Source organism: Mycobacterium sp. SMC-21 (genome assembly GCF_045310825.1).
Lineage (GTDB): Bacteria > Actinomycetota > Actinomycetes > Mycobacteriales > Mycobacteriaceae > Mycobacterium.
On the sequence record NZ_JBJIAO010000001.1, the window covers coordinates 227,126 to 244,759 of the forward strand.

A 17,634-nucleotide genomic window follows, 5' to 3' on the forward strand; every position below is an offset into this window, starting at 1 on the left:
TCAACTATGGTTGAGATCAAGCGTATGGGTCCGACCGACCTCCTGACCATCGGGGAGATCGTCAAGCGGACGGGAGTCTCCGCGTCCGCGTTGCACTTCTACGAGCGAAAGGGGCTGATCCACCCCGAACGCACGTCGGGCGGGACGCGGTTGTACCCGCGTCACCTCGAGCGCCGCATCGCCGTCATCCAGGTGGCGAAGCGGCTCGGCATTCCGCTCAGTGAGGTGGCCGAGCACTTTCAGACGCTGCCCGACGACCGGATGCCGTCATTGCGCGACTGGACCAGGCTCAACAAGCGGTGGCGGGCGCAACTGCGTGAACGGCAGCTCGAATTGGAGCGGCTGCAGTCCGAGATGGACCAGTGCATCGGGTGCGGGTGTATCTCGCTCAACCATTGTCTGGTCATCAACCCCGGCGACACGCTCGCCGCCGAAGGGCCGGGTGCGCGGCGCCTGCTGCCGTTCGACGGGTCGAATCCGGCTGGCGCCGAATAGAACTCGTCTGGGTCAGGATTCCGGCACGTCGTCGTTCAGCCGGTCCCCGGCTGCCACCAGCTCTCCGTAGGTGGGCAGTCGCAGGGACAGCAGGCCGGCGAAGGTGTCGTCGGCGACCTGGAGCCGGTGCGCGGTGACGTGAATCGGCACCCACCCGCCGTCGTTGGCGCGCAACCGGAGCACCCGCGATGTCGGTCCGCTGCCGAATTCGACCGTCATGACGGCCATCTCGGCGATCTCGTTGGGGTGCACCACGGTTTCGGACGTCGCGTCGGCGCTCCAGTCGAAGAGCGGACAGGGCTCGTCGACCCACTTGATGAGCTTCCAGGTGTTCAGATCGACCAAGGCCCGGTACACGCCGGGAACGGCCGGGCCGCCCGCGAGCTGCTGCGCCCGGTCGAGCGGGGTGGCCGCCGAAGTGTCGCGCACGCCGCGCCAGTTCATGGCCCGGCAGATCAGCCGATCTCGGTCGTCCTCGTCGGGCTCGTTGAGCACCCGCGCGGCGAATCCGACGCTGATGGGCCGGCCCCGGAAGTCGGTCATTTCCCAAGTGCTGGTGAAGGTTTGGCCCGGTTCGGGTTTGAGCACGGCCGAGATGACCCGCGCCTCGTTCGGGTTGAGCTTGCGGGTCTGCAGGTCGTCGGCGAACGCCCGGCCGTGGGTGGCCTCGGCCGCCGGGTTGAGGCCGCTGTTGGCCAGCGACTCCATGGTGTCGGTCGCGATGCCGTTGGTCAGGTCCCACTTCAGAGGACCGGGGATCATCCGGTCCGGTGGGTCGGCATCGGGAGCGCCGACCCAGACATGGACGCCATGGATGCGGCCGTCGGTCATCTGCACCACTTCGGTCCGGATCACCCGGTCGCTCTTGGGTGTGATGCTCGTCAGTGGCAGGCCCGCGCGGACGGTTTCCCCGATCGCCGACTGGATGGCCATCAGACTCGCGTTGCGCCGCAGGAAAGTGCTGATGGGAACCATGTCCTGGGTTTGCTGCCCCAACGCGACGACGGCAGGTTCGGCGCCGAGGGTCTCGACGAGGAGCCAGTCGTCCGTCATGGTCGTAGTTTATCCGTTTCGGCGCTCTTTGCTCTGCCCGGCTGCGGCCTGCCGCCTACCTGCCGTGGGCTGCCAAAGTGTCCACTACCAGGCGAAGTACCTGGACAGCACCGGCTTTGTCCAGGGGATCGTTCGCGTTGCCGCACTTGGGCGATTGCACACAGGAGGGGCAACCGTGACGGCACTCACACGCGGCGATCGCCGCGGCCGTCGCGGCCCACCAGGTGGACAGCTGCCGGAACCCGCGGTCGGCGAACCCGGCGCCGCCCGGATAGCCGTCGTACACGAAAATCGTTGGCAGACCGGACAAGTCGCCGGGAGCGGGGCCGGCTGCGGTCGACACCCCACCGATGTCGCCCCGGTCGCAGCTGGCCACCAGTGGCAGCAGACCTATCGCGGCATGCTCGGCGGCGTGCAGTGCACCGGGTACGCGCAGTGGATCAATCCCCTTGTCCAGCAATATCTCCGGGGTCATGGTGCACATGACCGCCATGGTGTCCAGCGTGCGCGTGGGCATGTCCAGGTCGACGAAATCGAGCACGGTGCCGTCCATGGCCCGGCGCAGGAAGCCCACGACGGTGTTGGACACCGAAACCGGGACCAGACCGATGGCGACGGGCCCGAACCGGTGGATCTCTCCGGTACCGCGCACGCTGATATCGGTGACCTCCCGGGCCGACGTGGTGTACCCGGGATCCTCGGCGTGCACGAAGGCGACGCCGGCCTCGAAATCGAGAGCGTCGACCAGGAACGTCTCACCCTGGTGCAGGTGGACGGCGCCCGGATGCACCGACGCGGGCGCCTGCCCGGCACCGGTGCTGCCCAGCATGCGTCCGGTTCCGGACTCCAGGATGGCGATCTGCCCGCCGGACGAGCCCCGGATGTCCACCGCGGGATGCGGATCCACGCCGGGCGCCGGGAAGTAGCCGGCGGGACGCTTGCGCAGCAGGCCGTCGTCGACGAGGGATTCGGCCACCGCTTCGGCGTCCCACATCCGCACCTCGGCCGGGGTAAGTGGGAGTTCGGTTGCCGCGCACAGTAATTGCGGTGACAGCACGAAGGGGTTGGCGGGATCGATGACGATCCGTTCGATGGGCTTGTCCAGCAGCGCGGCGGGATGGTGCACCAGATAGGTGTCGAGGGGGTCGTCGCGCGCGATCAGCACGATCAGCGCACTCTGACCGCGCCGTCCGGCCCGGCCGGCCTGCTGCCAGAAGGACGCCACGGTGCCGGGGAACCCGGCCAGCACCACCGCGTCCAGTCCGGCGATGTCGACGCCGAGTTCCAGGGCGTTCGTGGTCGCCAGGCCGCGCAATTCGCCTTCCGTGAGTGCATGTTCCAGCGCCCGGCGGTCCTCGGCGAGGTACCCCGCGCGGTACGACGCCACCAGCGGGGCCAGGTCGGGTGCGACGTTCTCCAGCCGGGCCCGCGCGCCCAGCGCCGTCAACTCGGCGCCGATGCGCGAGCGGACGAAGGTCAGGGTGCGGGCGCCCTCGGCGATCAGGTCGGCCATCACGCGCGAGGCCTCGGTGCCCGCGGCCCGGCGCACCGGGGCGCCGTTCTCGCCGATCAGATCGGTGAGCAGCGCGGGCTCCCACAGCGCCACCGTGCGGCCGCCGTGCGGCGACCCGTCCTCGGTGATGGCGGTGACGGTCTGGCCGAGCAACTCGGACGCCGTCTGTGCCGGCGCGGCCGTGGTGGCGCTGGCGAACACCACCGTGGGTGCGGACCCGTACCGGTCGCACAGCCGTAGCAGCCGGCGCAGCACCATCGCCACGTTGGAACCGAAAATGCCGCGGTAGTAGTGGCATTCGTCGATCACCACGTACTTGAGTTGCCGCAGGAACACCGCCCACCGGGAGTGGTTGCGCAGCAGGGACAGGTGCACCATGTCGGGATTCGAGAAGATCCACCGGGACCGCTCCCTGGCGAATTGCCTTGCCTCGGTTGAGCTGTCGCCGTCGTAGGCAGACGGTGCGGTGTTGTTGAGGCCGGGAATCGTGGCGCACAGCGACTGCGCGGCCCGCAGCTGGTCGTGGCCCAGCGCCTTGGTGGGGGACAGGTACAGGGCGCGGGCGTGCGCATCGGTTTGCAACGCATGCAGGATCGGCAGTTGGTAGGCCAGGGATTTACCGGACGCCGTGCCCGTCGCGATCACCACATGCCGCCCGGCATGCGCCAACTCGGCCGCGGCCACCTGGTGCGACCACGGCTGTGCCACACCACGATCGGTGAAGGCCTGCGCCACCTCGGCGCCAACCCAAGTGGGCCACGGCATTCGGCGCGCCTGTCGTGGCGGCAGGTCGGCGACGTGCCGCAGCGGCTGCTCGCCGGCCGGCGTGCCGTCCAGCGCAGCCGACAGCAGCGTGCGGCCGAAGTCCGACTGTCCCTGCGTCACAAGATGAATTGTTAACCACAGTTCGCTGTGCGACTGTTGCGGCAGCGTGGAACATGGTTGACTGATCTTGGTCGCAGCTTCTGTGTTCGTGTGTCAACACCCGGGAACGTCGTCTGCGTTCCCGGTACATCGGAAGACTCGGTGGACCGCACCCGCAGTAACAGAAGGAAATGAAGGACAAATGCCACAGGGGACTGTGAAGTGGTTCAACCCGGAGAAGGGTTACGGCTTCATTGAGCAGGAAGGCGGCGGAGGCGACGTCTTCGTCCACTACAAGCAGATTCAGTCCAATGGGTTCCGCACCCTTGAGGAGAATCAGAAGGTCGACTTCGAGATCGAGCAGAGCCCCAAGGGTCCGCAGGCTCTGAACGTCCGCACCGTCTGAGGTTCACAGACTCCGCCGAACGCCCCCGCATCGTCCGCGACGAAGTGGGGGCGTTCCGCATCGGCGGGTGGTCGCGCCCGGCCTCCCTGCCTTTTGGTGTGAGCTGGCCTACTGTCGGCAGGGTGAGTCAGCTGTCCTTCTTCTCGGCCGAGTCGGTGCCGCCTGCGGTCGCCGACCTGACCGGGTTGCTCGCCGCGCCGGGACAGGTGGTGATGGCGGGGGATGCCAAGGTCCGCCTCTCCGTCGTCGTCGACGCGTTGTGGCGGGCCGAGGCGCTGGCCGAGATGATCGCCGAGGCGGGCCTGAAGCCCGAGATCACCCACACCGACGAGAAGACGCCGCTGGTGCGCACCGAGGCCGACGCCCGGCTGGCCCGGATGGCGCAGGACTGGACGCGCGGTGCGGTCAAAACCGTGCCCGACGGGTGGTTGCCGGGCCCCCGGGAGCTGCGCGCGTGGGTGCTGGCCGCGGGTACCGCGGAACCGAACGGCTACCTGTTGGGTTTGGATCCGCACGCACCGGATACCCATTCGACGTTGGCGTCGGCACTTATGCGAGTCGGTATCGCGCCGACCCTGATCGGGACGCGGGGTCACCATCCGGCCCTGCGGATCAGCGGCCGTCGGAGGTTGTTGCGCCTGGTAGAGAACGTGGGCGAGCCGCCCGGGTTCACGGAGGCGTTTCTCCAATGGCCCCGGATTTAGGGGATGCAGCCCGTATATTTTGGCCGCATCCGGTTTGCGTAGGCTCGCGCGGAGTGTCAAATTGTGACTTGCCTTGGAACCGGATGACCGTTAGGCATTCATTCGGTGTCCTAGTGCCGACCAAGAAGTGGAGCGTATAGATACGGTGGCTGACCTCGATGGTGCCGGTAGCGGCAGCCGGGTCCGGCGACTCGTCATAGTCGAGTCGCCTACCAAGGCGCGCAAGATTGCCGGTTACCTCGGCTCCAACTATGTCGTCGAATCGTCGCGCGGACACATTCGCGACCTCCCGCGCAACGCCGCGGACGTGCCGGCCAAATATAAAGGTGAGCCCTGGGCGCGCCTCGGCGTGAACGTCGACGACAACTTCGAGCCGCTCTACATCGTCAGCCCCGATAAGAAGGCCACGGTCACCGAGCTCAAGGACCTGCTCAAGGGTGTCGACGAGCTCTACCTCGCGACGGACGGTGACCGCGAGGGGGAGGCCATCGCCTGGCACCTGCTCGAGACGCTCAAGCCCAAGGTGCCGGTCCGGCGCATGGTGTTCCACGAGATCACCGAGCCAGCCATCCTGGCCGCCGCCGAGAACCCGCGCGACTTGGACATCGCCCTGGTCGACGCCCAGGAGACCCGTCGTATCCTCGACCGGCTCTACGGCTACGAGGTCAGTCCCGTGCTGTGGAAGAAGGTCGCGCCGAAGCTGTCGGCCGGCCGTGTGCAGTCGGTCGCGACCCGGATCATCGTGCAGCGCGAGCGGGAACGTATGGCGTTCCGCAGCGCCGGCTACTGGGACGTCACGGCGGAACTGGACGCCAGCGTCTCCGACCCCGAGGCGTCCCCGCCCAAGTTCACCGCCAAGCTCAACACCGTCGACGGCCGGCGCGTCGCCACGGGCCGCGATTTCGACTCCCTCGGCGCGGTCAAGAAGCCAGACGAGGTGCTGGTGCTCGACGAGGCCGCGGCGGGCGCCCTGGCCGCCGGACTGCGCGGCGAGTCGCTGACCGTCAGCTCGGTGGAGCAGAAGCCGTACACGCGCAAGCCCTACGCCCCGTTCATGACCTCGACGCTGCAGCAGGAAGCCGGCCGCAAGCTGCGGTTCTCCTCCGAGCGCACCATGAGCATTGCGCAGCGGCTGTACGAGAACGGCTACATCACCTACATGCGTACCGACTCCACGACGTTGTCGGAGTCGGCGATCAACGCCGCGCGCACCCAGGCCGGGCAGCTGTACGGCCCGGAGTACGTGCACCCGACGCCGCGGCAGTACACCCGCAAGGTCAAGAACGCCCAAGAGGCACACGAGGCCATCCGGCCCGCCGGTGACGTGTTCCAGACGCCGGGCCAGTTGCACGGCGCCCTGGACACCGACGAGTTCCGGCTGTACGAGCTGATCTGGCAGCGCACCGTCGCCTCACAGATGGCCGATGCCCGCGGCACGACCCTTTCTCTCCGTATTTCCGGCCAGGCGCGCACGGGCGAGCAGGTGGTGTTCAGCGCCTCCGGCCGCACCATCACCTTCGCCGGCTTCCTCAAGGCCTACGTCGAGAGCCTCGACGAACAGGCCGGGGGCGAGGCCGACGACGCCGAGAGCCGCCTGCCGAACCTGACCCAGGGTCAGCGCGTGGACGCCGCCGAGCTCACCGCCGACGGGCACACCACCAATCCGCCGGCCCGCTACACCGAGGCCTCGCTGATCAAGGCGCTGGAAGACCTGGGCATCGGTCGCCCGTCGACGTACTCGTCGATCATCAAGACCATCCAGGACCGCGGCTATATCTATAAGAAGGGCAGCGCCCTGGTGCCGGCCTGGGTGGCGTTCGCCGTCGTCGGGCTGCTCGAGCAGCACTTCGGGCGCCTGGTCGACTACGACTTCACCGCCGCCATGGAGGACGAACTCGACGAGATCGCCGCCGGCAACGAGCAGCGCACCAACTGGCTGACCAACTTCTACTTCGGCGGCGACCACGGCGTCGAGGGCTCGGTGGCCCGCGAGGGTGGCCTGAAGAAGCTCGTCGGCGTCAACCTCGAAGGCATCGACGCGCGAGAAGTCAACTCCATCAAGCTGTTCGACGACGCCGAAGGCCGAGCCATCAACGTCCGCGTCGGTCGCAACGGGCCGTACCTCGAGCGCATGATCGCCGATGAGGAGAACCCCGGTGAGCTGAAACCGCAGCGCGCCAACCTCAATGACGATCTGACGCCCGACGAGCTGACCCTCGAGCTGGCCGAAAAGCTCTTCGCCACACCGCAAGAGGGCCGGGTGCTCGGTGTCGACCCGGAGACCGGGCACGAGATCGTCGCCAAGGACGGGCGTTACGGCCCGTACGTCACCGAGGTGCTGCCGGCGCCGCCGGAGGAGCCGGATGCCGGCACCGGTGCGAAGAAGACCAAGAAGCCCGTCGGCCCCAAGCCGCGGACCGGATCTCTGTTGCGCTCAATGGATCTGGAGACCGTCACGCTCGAGGACGCGCTGAAGCTGCTGTCGTTGCCTCGCGTCGTCGGTGTCGATCCGGAGAGCAACGAGGAGATCACCGCGCAGAACGGCCGCTACGGCCCATACCTCAAGCGCGGCAGCGATTCTCGCTCACTGGCCACCGAAGAGCAGATGTTCACCGTCACGCTCGAAGAGGCGCTGAAGATCTACGCCGAGCCGAAACGCCGTGGGCGCCAGGGCGCTGCCACGCCGCCGCTGCGTGAGCTGGGCACCGATCCGGTGTCGGGCAAGCCGATGGTCATCAAGGACGGCCGCTTCGGGCCGTACGTCACCGACGGTGAGACCAACGCCAGCCTGCGCAAGGGCGACGACGTCATGTCGATCACCGACGAGCGGGCCTCGGAGTTGTTGTCGGACAGGCGCGCTCGTGGCCCGGTGAAGAAGGCTGCCAAGAAGACCGCTGCCAAGAAGACGGCGGCGAAGAAGACGGCCGCCAAGAAGGCGCCGGCGAAGAAGGCCGCCGCGAAGAAGGCCTAGGCACATTTGCCGGACTTCTCAACGCAGCTCGTACCTCGCTGCTTGATCGGCGTCCGGCCTAGCTGGCGGCTTCGGTTTCGGAAGCCGGCCGCGGCGAGGCCAGCGACAGCGGCCGCGCCAGCTGTGTGGGCGCGGACCGGCCGCGCAGCTCGACGGTCTCGCCGACGTCCCAGCACAGTGCCTCGGCGTCCAGCGCACCGCTGACCGCGATCGCCGATGCCAACACGTGGCCCTCTTCGAGCTTGGCGAGCTCGGTCAGGCGGGCGGCCTCGTTCACCGGGTCGCCGATCACGGTGTACTCGAAGCGGGCCAGCGCGCCGATGTGGCCGGCGATGGCGCGGCCCGCCGATACGCCGATACCGAACTCCGTGGTGCCCAGCACCGTCACCAGTTCGTCGTGCAGATCACGGGACGCGGCCAGCGCGGCACCGGAGGCGTCCGGGTGCTCGATGGGGGCGCCGAAGATGGCCAGCGCCGCGTCACCCTGGAACTTGTTGACGAACCCGCCGTGCCGGTTCACGGTGTCGACGATGATCCGGAAGAACTCGTTGAGGATCGACACCACCTCGGCGGCGGGCCGCGTCGACGCCAGCTGCGTCGACCCGATCAGGTCGATGAACAGCACCGCGACGTCGCGTTCCTGGCCGCCCAGCTCGGTGCCGCGCTCCAGGGCGCGGCGCGCGACGTCCTCGCCGACGTAGCGGCCGAATAGGTCGCGCAGGCGCTGCCGCTCGGACAGGTCGCGCACCATGTCGTTGAACCCGGCCTGCAGCAGGCCCAGCTCGCTGGCGTCGTAGATCTGCATGTGCGCGTTGTAGTTACCGCGCTGCACCTCGCCCAGGGCCCACCGCAGCTGGCGCAGCGGGTCGGCGATGGACATGGCGACCAGGACGTTGCCGGCCAGGCCGACGGCCAGCGCGGTGATCGCCAGCAGCAGGATGGGGGTGTTGAGCTGGTCGTTCTGGGCGATGAAGGTCGTGTACTGCCCGGCCAGCCGGGCCACGATGATGGCGAGCAGCGGCACGCCCGTCGACAGCACCCAGGTCAGGACCTGGCGCTGGATGACGCCGGGGGCCCGGAAGTTCTCGGGCACGCCGTCGCGCAGCGCCGCGACCGCGACGGGGCGCAGCACGCGCTCGGACTGCAGGTAGCCGATGATCGCGGTGGCGGTGGCGCCGAGCGCGCTGGCCACGGCGACGAACGGCGCCGAGCGGCTCGCCACCGGCCAGCTGGCGATGATGAACACCACCGAGCCGAGGAACCAGTTCCCGACGCTGATCAGCGTCCGGTAGTACGGCATCTTGAGCGCCCGGGTGCGGGCCAGCTCGGTGAATGCGGGGTCGTCGGCGTCGCCGTGCAGCGTGTCGCGCCGTTGCCAGCGGATCACGGGGATCAGCAGCCGCAGACTCAGCCAGGCCGCCACGACGAACGAGACGAACAGGACAGCCAGGAACACCGCCAGGTTCACCGCCGGCAGGTCCTGCAGCTGGATGCGATCTTCGGCCGGCAGACCGAACCGCAGGAAGCCCAGAACGAACAGGGCGCCGATGATGTCGGCCTGCAACAGGCTCAGCGTGAACACCGGCCACGGGGTGCGCGCCACCCATCGGACGAACCCCCTGATTCGCCCGATGCGCTCTACATCGGTGGCCACCCGCTAACCGTATCGGGCCAGGGCGACGGATATTGCCGCTGCGCGCAGGTTCGTGTCGTCCGCGCCGGTTACTGTGGGGCGCGATGAGCGGAGTTTTCTCGCGTTTGGTCGGCCAGGATGCCGTGGAAGCCGAGTTGGTGGCCGCAGCGCGGGCGGCCCGGGGTGATTCGGCTCACAGCGGGCTCACAACCGGCAGCATGACGCATGCGTGGTTGATCACGGGGCCGCCCGGTTCGGGCCGGTCCATCGCCGCGGTGTGCTTTGCGGCGGCGCTGCAGTGCACTGCGGAGGCCGCCGAGGGCGGTCCGGGGTGCGGCGCCTGCCGCGCGTGTACGACGACCATGGCGGGCACGCACGCCGACGTCCGGCGCGTGATTCCCGAGGGGCTGTCGATCGGCGTCGACGAGATGCGCGCCATCGTGCAGACCGCGTCCCGGCGGCCCGGCACCGGCCGCTGGCAGATCGTCGTCGTCGAAGACGCCGACCGGCTCACCGAGGGCGCCGCCAACGCGCTGCTGAAGGTCGTCGAGGAGCCGCCGCCGTCGACGGTGTTCCTGCTGTGCGCGCCGTCGGTGGATCCCGAGGACATCGCGGTGACGCTGCGGTCGCGGTGCCGGCACGTGGCGTTGACGACGCCGCGGGCCGACGCCATCGCGCAGGTGCTGATGGACAACGACGGGCTGTCCGAGGCCGACGCACGGTGGGCGGCGTCGGTCAGCGGGGGACACGTCGGCCGGGCGCGCCGCCTCGCGACCGATCCGGACGCGCGATCACGCCGGGAGCGGGCCCTGGGCCTCGCCCGCGATGCCGCGACGCCGGCGCGCGCGTACGCGGCCGTGGAGGAGCTGGTGGCGGCCGCCGAGACCGAGGCCATCGCGTTGACGGCCGGCCGCAACGAGGCCGAGACCGAGGAGCTCAAGACCGCGCTGGGTGCCGGTGGCACCGGTAAGGGCGCGGCGGGGGCACTGCGGGGCGCCGCGGGCGCGCTGAAGGACCTGGAGAAGCGGCAGAAGTCGCGGCAGACCCGGGCGTCGCGCGACGCGCTGGACCGCGCGCTGATCGACCTGGCCACCTATTTCCGCGATGCGCTGCTGGTGTCGTCGGGCGCGACGGGCGTGGCTGCGGCCAACCATCCGGACATGGCCGACAAGGCCGCCGCGATGGCCGCTCACGTGCCCGCCGACCAGCTGCTGCGGTGCATCGAGGCGGTGCTGGCCTGCCGCGAGGCGCTGGCCACCAACGTCAAGCCGAAGTTCGCGGTCGACGCCATGGTGGCGACCATGGGACAGGCGCTCCGGGCCGGACAACGGAACTGACTTTGGTTGCGCCGGACGCGTCCCGTAGACTCGTCCCGCCCCGCCTCGGTGGGGCGTGCCACCCTAGCTCAGTCGGTAGAGCAATTCACTCGTAATGAATAGGTCAGGGGTTCGATTCCCCTGGGTGGCTCCAAACTTGCAGGTCAGAGGCTTACAGCTTCTGGCCTGCACTGGTTTCTGGGCCGAATCCCGTATTTTCCCCGTAGAAACAGGTGGTTATCCTGCCTGACCTGCCCATTTGTCCAGTGTTGCCCGCACGTCCGGCCCGGTGGTTCGCCGCTGGGCATAGTGCTGTTCCGTAGTCGCCATCTGCGTGTGTGACAACTGGGCTTGCGCGGCCTCGATACCCATCTCGTCGCGGACCACCGTGGCCACCGACCTGCGGAAGCTGTGCGGCGTCACCCACCGCAACGATTCTGGGAGCGCATCGCGGAGCGCACTGCGAATATTCGACAGGCTGACGTACCCGCCGTCACGTGTAGCCAACACCGGCCCATCCGTCGACGCAGTCCGCCCCAGCAGTTCCGTGAGCACCGTTACGCCGAACTTCGGTAGCAGCACCGTGTGCGGGTCGGCGTCACCCTTGCGAGCATCCTGCCGGTGCACCGACTTGCCCGGTACGCGGCCGTGGTCGATAACAGTCCCGTTCACAGTGACGGTTGGCGGATCGCCGAGAAGGTCTACGTCTTGCCAGCGGATCGCCAGCACTTCACCCGGCCTTGCGGCGGTTGCCGCCAGCAGCTCCACGAACGCGGGCAGCAATACACCCCGTGGTGGGCCGCCACGCTGATGCGGCTGCGCATACATCTTCACGGCCTGGCGCACCTGCTCCAGTTCCAGAGCGGTCAGCCCGCGGGCCGGCTTCGGTTCCGCCTTGGCCGGCTTGGTCGCTGCGATGGGGTCGAACCGCACGACGTCGAACCGGGCCGCCATCTGGTACATGCCAGATAGGACGGTGCGCAGCAGTTCGGATTGCCGAGGCGGCAAGGTCTGTATGTGGGTGTTGGCGCGGCTGCCCTCGAGCTCGGCGATGCGCAGCGCCCCGAGCTCAGCGTCACCGTGCAGGCGCCATACCTGGCGGTACTGTGCTTCGGATTGCGGCTTGATTCCGTCCTCGGTTACCTTCGCCGATACCCACGTGTCGAATAGCTCGGAAAGCGTTGTGCGACCGTTGATTACTCCGACAGGGGCCGTGGTCTCTAGCTCGGTTTTGATGCGCCGCAACAGCATTCGGCGGGCGTCCTCGCTGGAACTGTATGACGTGGCTTCGCGCTCGCGTAATCTGCCGCTGTGCAGGCGCACGTAAACGCTTGCAATGTAGCGCTTTTGGCTCTTCCCGGCCTCATCTTTGAACTTCTCGACACGCTCGGTTATCCGCCCATGCTCACCGGGCTTCATCCGCTGTCTAGGCATGGCTGTCGTCCGCGGGATGTTCGATGCGTAGGTCCACCTCGGCGGTTGGGACACTGATTCCAAGTCGCTCACAAATAGCTTTGATCCGACGATTGAGCACAGCTATGTGTTCCGGGTTGTCCATCTCGTCTCTCGTTGCGATCAGCTCGTCTAGATCGCGCCACTGGTACAGCGTTTCGGTATTCTCTCGCCACTGCGTTTCAGGGTCTTCTGCCGCACCCAAACTATTGTTTCCGAGATAGCTATATATCCCCGAAAACCATTGTGCTGCATTGAATCCCGCAGCATTTCGCCCGGGCATAATCTCAAGAGCGCTCTGGTATGGGCCGGGATAGACGAGGTTCACCGGCGATGTGTTCAATGCAGCCGCGAGGATGATCAATTCGGCTAGGTCAACCTTGCCGGCCCGGTGGTTGCCCTCGATCCGGGCAATTGTCGAGCGCGTGATCGGATAACCAAGCTCCTTGGTTCGAGCTGACAACTGCACTGCAGTGAGGCCCTGCGCCACTCGAAGGCTGGCGACCGCCTGCCCGAATCGTTTGGACCCGGCCTCCTGCCACGCCTTCGCGTCCAGGTCAATGTTTGGCATTGCGCCATCTTCCCGCGATTTAGCTTGCATGTCCAAACTTTCTGTGCAAGTGTTTGGACTTGTACGGATTTAGTCGCATCCGTGACGCATAACCAAACACTAGGAGGGGCGATGCCACCTGGATTGCAAGACGAGATCGACAAGCTGAGCAGTCGGCTGTGGCCTGTGGAGGCCGTCATGGAGCGGCTGAGCGTCGGCAGATCGATGGTGTTCGAGCTGATGGCCAGCGGCCAGTTGCGCAGCACGAAAGTTGGTCGCAGGCGCCTGGTGTCCGAGGCCGCCATCAATGAGTTCATCGCCCGCATTGACGGTGCGGCCTAGATGAACACCACCCGCGAAAATGCCCCGGCCGGTGCGGGAACACCTGCCGGGGCGAACGAACCCGTCACTCACAAGATCGGAGATTCACCAGCCATGCTAGATCAAGATGTAACTTACGAGAAGGTCACCTGCACCGGGGACGTGTGGTGCGGCTGCGAATGCCACGCCTGCACGGTCAGCTTCGAGCACTGCGACCAGGCAGCTCCGCTGATTGTCGACAGCCTGCTCAACAAGGCCGACACGCTGCTCCCGACCCTGCTGGCCTCCCGGCTCGCATCGGCCTCGGCGTGCTTTCCCGCACCCGACGGCGGCACCGTCTACGTCCAGTTCAACGGCAACCGCATCACCATCGCGGTCACCGAGAAGGACTTCGAGACCCAACAGTTGGTCAGCCGGGAATTCACCGCCACGATCACCGAGGTGACCGCATGAGCGATCGCAACCCGTTCTCCGGCGCCGGCACCGACCGCCGCCAGTCCGCCTACCTGGGCGACGTCGGGGGCGGCCTCGAAAGCTACGCGGTGACAACCGAAATTAGTTCCGACGGGTGCACCATCGGGTTCTGGATCGAAGACCGCTCCACCCCCGATTTTCGCTGCACCGCCGGATGGAAGACCGTCCCCGAGCACGAACAGGTCGGCCCGCTACCCGACAGGTGGAAGTACCGCATCGAGTTGGCCCAAACCAGACTCAGGATCAAGGCTTTGCGAGCGATCACGCCCCGGTGCGGACGGCCGACGGCACACGGCACCAAATGCCTCAATCGGGTTCGGGAGGACGGCCAGCCGTGCCACCGTCACGCAGAGGCAGTCAGGTGAAAGATGCGACGGGAGGCCGGCCCTTCGGGGCCGGTTTCCCGGCGTCGCAACAAGTTTCGTGGTGGGAAGTCCACCAGTTCGTAGAAGAACTATCTCTTCCTGATCTTCCGTTCCCCGGCACACCCGCCTGGTGCCATCTTCCTCTTCAAGACAAGAAGTTGGCCTGTATCGCCGCCGCTGAGCACTACGCCCTGCTGCTGGATACCCGGCAGGAACACCTTGCCGAGGCATCCAAACAGATTGCGGGCGCGGAGAACTGGGCCGCAGTCGCCCGCAACATCACTCGCCGGGAGTCCGGCCTGTACGTCCCACGAAGGAAAGCATCATGACAGAACCGCGCCCGGACGCCGCGCCGGCCGTCACCCGAGAGGTCGTCATGGGCGGCCAGCTGGTGACCCGCAGCCTGACCGTTACACGCGGATCCGACGTCAAGGCCAAGCGGCTGATCTGGTGGGAGGTCGGCCTGATCCTTCAGTACGCCATCAACCTGCTGGCTGCCCGTGAAGGCAAGGGCAAGTCCACCGTCGCCTCATCCTGGGCGGCACGCGAGACCCGCAACGGTGGCGTAGTGCTCTGGATCGGCACGGAGGAATCCCGCGAGCACGCCATCGTGCCCAGGTTGATCGCCGCAGGCGCCGACATGGAGAAGGTCATCTTCGTCGACGTCCAGACCGACCTCGGCACCGGCGCACTGATGTTTCCGCTCGACCTCGCCGGCATCGAGGATGTCATCCGTCAGCACGGCGTCACCATGATCTTCCTCGACCCCGCCAAGGCCGTCGTTCCGCCCGGATTCTCCGGCAACGACGACATCGCGGTACGCCAGTACCTCGAACCGATCGCCGCACTGGCAGACCGCTGCAAGGTCACCATCATCGGCCTAGCGCACTTCGGCAAGCGCGTCGGCAACGACTCCGGGCAACTCATGCTCGGCTCGGTCGCGTGGTCCCAGGTCGCCCGCTGCGTCCTGTCGATCGCAGAAGACCCGGACTCCGGCACCCGCGTGCTGACCAACACCAAAGCCAACTACGCCGGCACCGACCGCTCCGTCGAGTTCCGCATCGTCTCGACCACCGTCCAGCTCGACGACGGCACCACCGAGATCGGATCCGTGGAATGGCTCGGCGACACCAGCACCGACGCCCGCGATCTTCTGGCCGGCGACGAGGCGGAGGACGCGGGAGAGCGGACAGCGGCCGAACACTGGCTACAGGACTACCTGAAAGCTAACGGCCCACTGCCATCCAAAACGATCAAAACCGAGGCCGCCAAAGAGAAGATCAGCGAGCGAACACTGCAGCGAGCAAAGAAGAAGGCCGGCATTCTCGACACGTCGATCGGATTCCCAAGGCGATCGACGTGGTACCTGCCGAGCCAGGCCGAGAAGATCGAGGCCATGCGCGATGATGGCGCGACTGAGGGTGTCGCACAGGACGGTGGCGCGACTGGCGCGACTGAGTCCGACCAGGGAAAATTAGATGGCGCGACTGAGCTCGAAGATCAGTCGCGCCACGGTTCTACGCCTGGCGCGACTGATGGCGTCACTGAGCCCACTGGGCCATCGCCCGCCTCTATGCCCGCTAGGCAGTTCCACAAACCGGCCCGCAACCGACGCCGCACCATCGGCGGCAAACCCGCATCCAGCTACCCCGCCTGCCGCGTCTGCGCCGAACCAGTCACATGCGGACAAGGCGACACGCACCTGTCCTGCAGCAAACAACAGGCAGCCTCATGAAGCGCCGCGTCATCTTCGTGGACCCAGAAATCTGGACCAGGACCAAGGAGAACGCAACCATGCCCGAAGACGAATATCAGCGCCTTGTCGCTTTCACTCGACTGCTCTCGGACGTATCGGCGGCACTGCGACTGAAGGGCCGCACCGAGGCCGCAGACATCCTGCACGCCGAAGCCGTCCACTTCGCCACCGAACGCGACATTGCCAGAGCGATGACAGATGTCGAACTCGACACCCCGGTGCAGACAGTCGACCTAGGCCGGTTGTCGGACGATTGAGATAGACTGTGTCCCAACAACTGAATGAAAGTAGCGGCGCGTTGCAGGGCGAAACCCACGGCGCGCATGGGCGAAATCCAAACTTCATATTGCCGGCAGGGCGACACCCACCGGAGTCTGTAACGAAACCATCCACCATGTGGACACGTCGTTACCACGCGAAAACTGGTTACCACCAACACTTTTCGGGCTCTGGGAGGGGCTCACAAGATGGCAATGAAATCTCTTGCAACAGAACTCATGGAGCGCCGTAGCGTTCTCATCAACGAGGCCCGCGCAATCGCTCAGCGCGGCGTAGACGCGAAACGCGACCTCACCGAAACCGAGCAATCCGACTTCGATCAGCGCATCGCAGACGCCAACGCACTCGAGGCCCGCGCCAAGCAGATTCACGACGGCGAGCAGCGAGCTCACGAGCTCGAGGAGTCGTTCCGCAGCGTTACCGGCGCGTACCCAGGGCAGCCCAGCGCATCCGGCTGCCCGTCTCTGCTGGTGTCCCGCGAGAACATCGCCAAGCACGCCGAAGCGCTGCGTGAAGGCCGCGTATTCGGCGCCGTCGAAGAAGGCCGCGCCCTGGTGCAGGTGAACCCGTCCGCCGCCAACGCGTTCGGTGGCCCGCAAGCATGGGCGCAGATCGGCCCACGCGAACCCATGCACCTGATCAGATTCGCCGGCATCCCGGTGCAGACCCTTACCGGTGTGTCCGCAGTGATGCCCGCATACACCCTGCCGGCCAGCGCCGCAGGGGTGAACGAGTCCACCGCGCACGGCGAATACGACTCGGTGGTCGACGTGCCGCTGTCAGCGCTGCGGTACGGCCGCTGGACGGCAGTCTCGGCGGCCGCATCCCAGTTCGACAGCCTCAGCGGCATCGCCAACTTGCACAGCGTCGGTATCGCCAAGGACCTCGACAAAAAGGCCGTCGGCGATATCCAGACCGCCGCAGGCACCCCGGTGACCTACGCCGCAGACATCGCCGGCAATGTGCGCAAGAGCCTGCTCACCGTCTCGGCCGCCGTGCTCGTCCCCGTCGATAGCCTCGTCATCTTCGGCACCCCGGGCGACATCGCACTGCTCGGCGACACCACGCCCGCCAACGGCCCCGACGTCGGGTCTGTCACCGAGCGGTTCAACGGCGCCCGCCTCTATCCCACCAACGACGCCACCGCCGGTCAGGTGACGATCTTCGACCCGGCCTCGTTCCTCGTGTTCATGAGCCAACTGCAGTCGGCGTCAACCATCGACCCGAAGGACGGCAGCAACTCGTTCGGCTCCTGGTTGCACTCGACCGGCGTCGGCCAGGGCCTCACCGGCTCCGCGCAGGCCGTCGACACCGTCAGCCCGTAGTGACTGACCCTCGATTCGGTGCCGGTCCACCCGCAGACGACGGGTGGCCGGCAACCGACGAATGGGCCGACGACTGCGAGCAACAAACACAGTCGTGGACGAGCCGCATCCAGAAGCAACTAAGCCACTGGTTCGGCACCGCCGAACAACCCCAGAA

At 66.9% G+C, this 17,634-nt stretch carries 17 protein-coding genes and 1 tRNA gene; 13 read left to right on the top strand and 5 right to left on the bottom strand.

All coding sequences use genetic code 11. The annotated features are described in order from the left end of the window. Positions 1 to 6 precede the first annotated feature (6 nt). Entirely contained in the window at positions 7 to 495 is a 489-nt protein-coding gene (gene soxR, locus ACJH6H_RS01060; RefSeq protein ID WP_346415082.1) for a redox-sensitive transcriptional activator SoxR, read from the top strand. 12 nt (positions 496 to 507) lie between these two features. Here soxR and ACJH6H_RS01065 read toward each other — a convergent pair whose 3' ends face one another. Next, positions 508 to 1,548 (bottom strand): PAS domain-containing protein, encoded by a 1,041-nt coding sequence (locus tag ACJH6H_RS01065; protein ID WP_346415081.1) that lies wholly within the window; start codon positions 1,546 to 1,548, stop codon positions 508 to 510. A gap of 55 nt (positions 1,549 to 1,603) precedes the next feature. Continuing rightward, the gene (locus tag ACJH6H_RS01070; RefSeq protein WP_406774072.1) at positions 1,604 to 3,946 is read right to left on the bottom strand and encodes a DEAD/DEAH box helicase; all 2,343 of its coding nucleotides are present in this window, start codon (positions 3,944 to 3,946) and stop codon (positions 1,604 to 1,606) included. Positions 3,947 to 4,127: 181 nt separating this feature from the next. Here ACJH6H_RS01070 and ACJH6H_RS01075 point away from each other — a divergent pair, with 181 nt between their 5' ends. The 3 genes from ACJH6H_RS01075 (at position 4,128) to topA (ending at position 8,006) form a co-directional block, all read left to right on the top strand. Then, a complete protein-coding gene (locus ACJH6H_RS01075) occupies positions 4,128 to 4,331 on the top strand; it encodes a cold-shock protein (protein WP_020100960.1) in 204 nt (67 codons plus the stop codon). A 122-nt stretch (positions 4,332 to 4,453) separates the two neighbouring features. Further along, on the top strand, positions 4,454 to 5,035 hold the full coding sequence (locus ACJH6H_RS01080; protein WP_406774073.1) for a hypothetical protein: 582 nt from the start codon (positions 4,454 to 4,456) through the stop codon (positions 5,033 to 5,035). Positions 5,036 to 5,171: 136 nt separating this feature from the next. Next, entirely contained in the window at positions 5,172 to 8,006 is a 2,835-nt protein-coding gene (topA, locus tag ACJH6H_RS01085; RefSeq protein ID WP_406774130.1) for a type I DNA topoisomerase, read from the top strand. Positions 8,007 to 8,064: 58 nt separating this feature from the next. Here topA and ACJH6H_RS01090 read toward each other — a convergent pair whose 3' ends face one another. Beyond that, positions 8,065 to 9,660: an adenylate/guanylate cyclase domain-containing protein gene (locus tag ACJH6H_RS01090; protein WP_318985386.1), complete on the bottom strand. Its 1,596-nt coding sequence runs from the start codon at positions 9,658 to 9,660 to the stop codon at positions 8,065 to 8,067. An 83-nt stretch (positions 9,661 to 9,743) separates the two neighbouring features. On the opposite strand from ACJH6H_RS01090, the gene ACJH6H_RS01095 reads away from it, so the two are divergent. Further along, positions 9,744 to 10,976 carry a DNA polymerase III subunit delta' gene (locus ACJH6H_RS01095; protein ID WP_318985387.1) on the top strand — a complete coding sequence of 411 codons (1,233 nt, stop codon included), beginning with the start codon at positions 9,744 to 9,746 and terminating at the stop codon, positions 10,974 to 10,976. Positions 10,977 to 11,033: 57 nt separating this feature from the next. After that, positions 11,034 to 11,109: transfer RNA gene (locus ACJH6H_RS01100), tRNA-Thr, on the top strand. An 83-nt stretch (positions 11,110 to 11,192) separates the two neighbouring features. Here the strand turns inward: ACJH6H_RS01100 and ACJH6H_RS01105 are convergent. Then, entirely contained in the window at positions 11,193 to 12,389 is a 1,197-nt protein-coding gene (locus tag ACJH6H_RS01105) for a tyrosine-type recombinase/integrase (protein ID WP_406774074.1), read from the bottom strand. Beyond that, on the bottom strand, positions 12,382 to 13,008 hold the full coding sequence (locus tag ACJH6H_RS01110) for a helix-turn-helix domain-containing protein (RefSeq protein WP_406774075.1): 627 nt from the start codon (positions 13,006 to 13,008) through the stop codon (positions 12,382 to 12,384). Before ACJH6H_RS01110 ends, ACJH6H_RS01105 begins: the two co-directional genes overlap by 8 nt. A gap of 81 nt (positions 13,009 to 13,089) precedes the next feature. Between ACJH6H_RS01110 and ACJH6H_RS01115 the strand changes: the two genes are divergently transcribed. The 7 genes from ACJH6H_RS01115 (at position 13,090) to ACJH6H_RS01145 (ending at position 17,477) form a co-directional block, all read left to right on the top strand. Next, on the top strand, positions 13,090 to 13,299 hold the full coding sequence (locus ACJH6H_RS01115; RefSeq protein ID WP_406774076.1) for a helix-turn-helix domain-containing protein: 210 nt from the start codon (positions 13,090 to 13,092) through the stop codon (positions 13,297 to 13,299). 93 nt (positions 13,300 to 13,392) lie between these two features. Next, complete coding sequence (locus tag ACJH6H_RS01120) at positions 13,393 to 13,731, top strand: hypothetical protein (RefSeq protein WP_406774077.1); 339 nt, start codon at positions 13,393 to 13,395, stop codon at positions 13,729 to 13,731. Continuing rightward, positions 13,728 to 14,117, top strand: a complete 390-nt coding sequence (locus ACJH6H_RS01125) for a hypothetical protein (protein ID WP_406774078.1) — start codon at positions 13,728 to 13,730, stop codon at positions 14,115 to 14,117. Before ACJH6H_RS01120 ends, ACJH6H_RS01125 begins: the two co-directional genes overlap by 4 nt. Beyond that, positions 14,114 to 14,446, top strand: a complete 333-nt coding sequence (locus ACJH6H_RS01130; RefSeq protein WP_406774079.1) for a DUF2742 domain-containing protein — start codon at positions 14,114 to 14,116, stop codon at positions 14,444 to 14,446. Before ACJH6H_RS01125 ends, ACJH6H_RS01130 begins: the two co-directional genes overlap by 4 nt. 47 nt (positions 14,447 to 14,493) lie before the next feature. Further along, complete coding sequence (locus ACJH6H_RS01135) at positions 14,494 to 15,852, top strand: AAA family ATPase (protein WP_406774080.1); 1,359 nt, start codon at positions 14,494 to 14,496, stop codon at positions 15,850 to 15,852. Further along, positions 15,849 to 16,130, top strand: coding sequence for a hypothetical protein (locus ACJH6H_RS01140; RefSeq protein ID WP_406774081.1), 282 nt, complete (start codon positions 15,849 to 15,851; stop codon positions 16,128 to 16,130). Before ACJH6H_RS01135 ends, ACJH6H_RS01140 begins: the two co-directional genes overlap by 4 nt. Positions 16,131 to 16,370: 240 nt before the next feature. Continuing rightward, positions 16,371 to 17,477: a hypothetical protein gene (locus ACJH6H_RS01145; RefSeq protein WP_406774082.1), complete on the top strand. Its 1,107-nt coding sequence runs from the start codon at positions 16,371 to 16,373 to the stop codon at positions 17,475 to 17,477. The last annotated feature ends 157 nt before the right edge of the window (positions 17,478 to 17,634 follow it).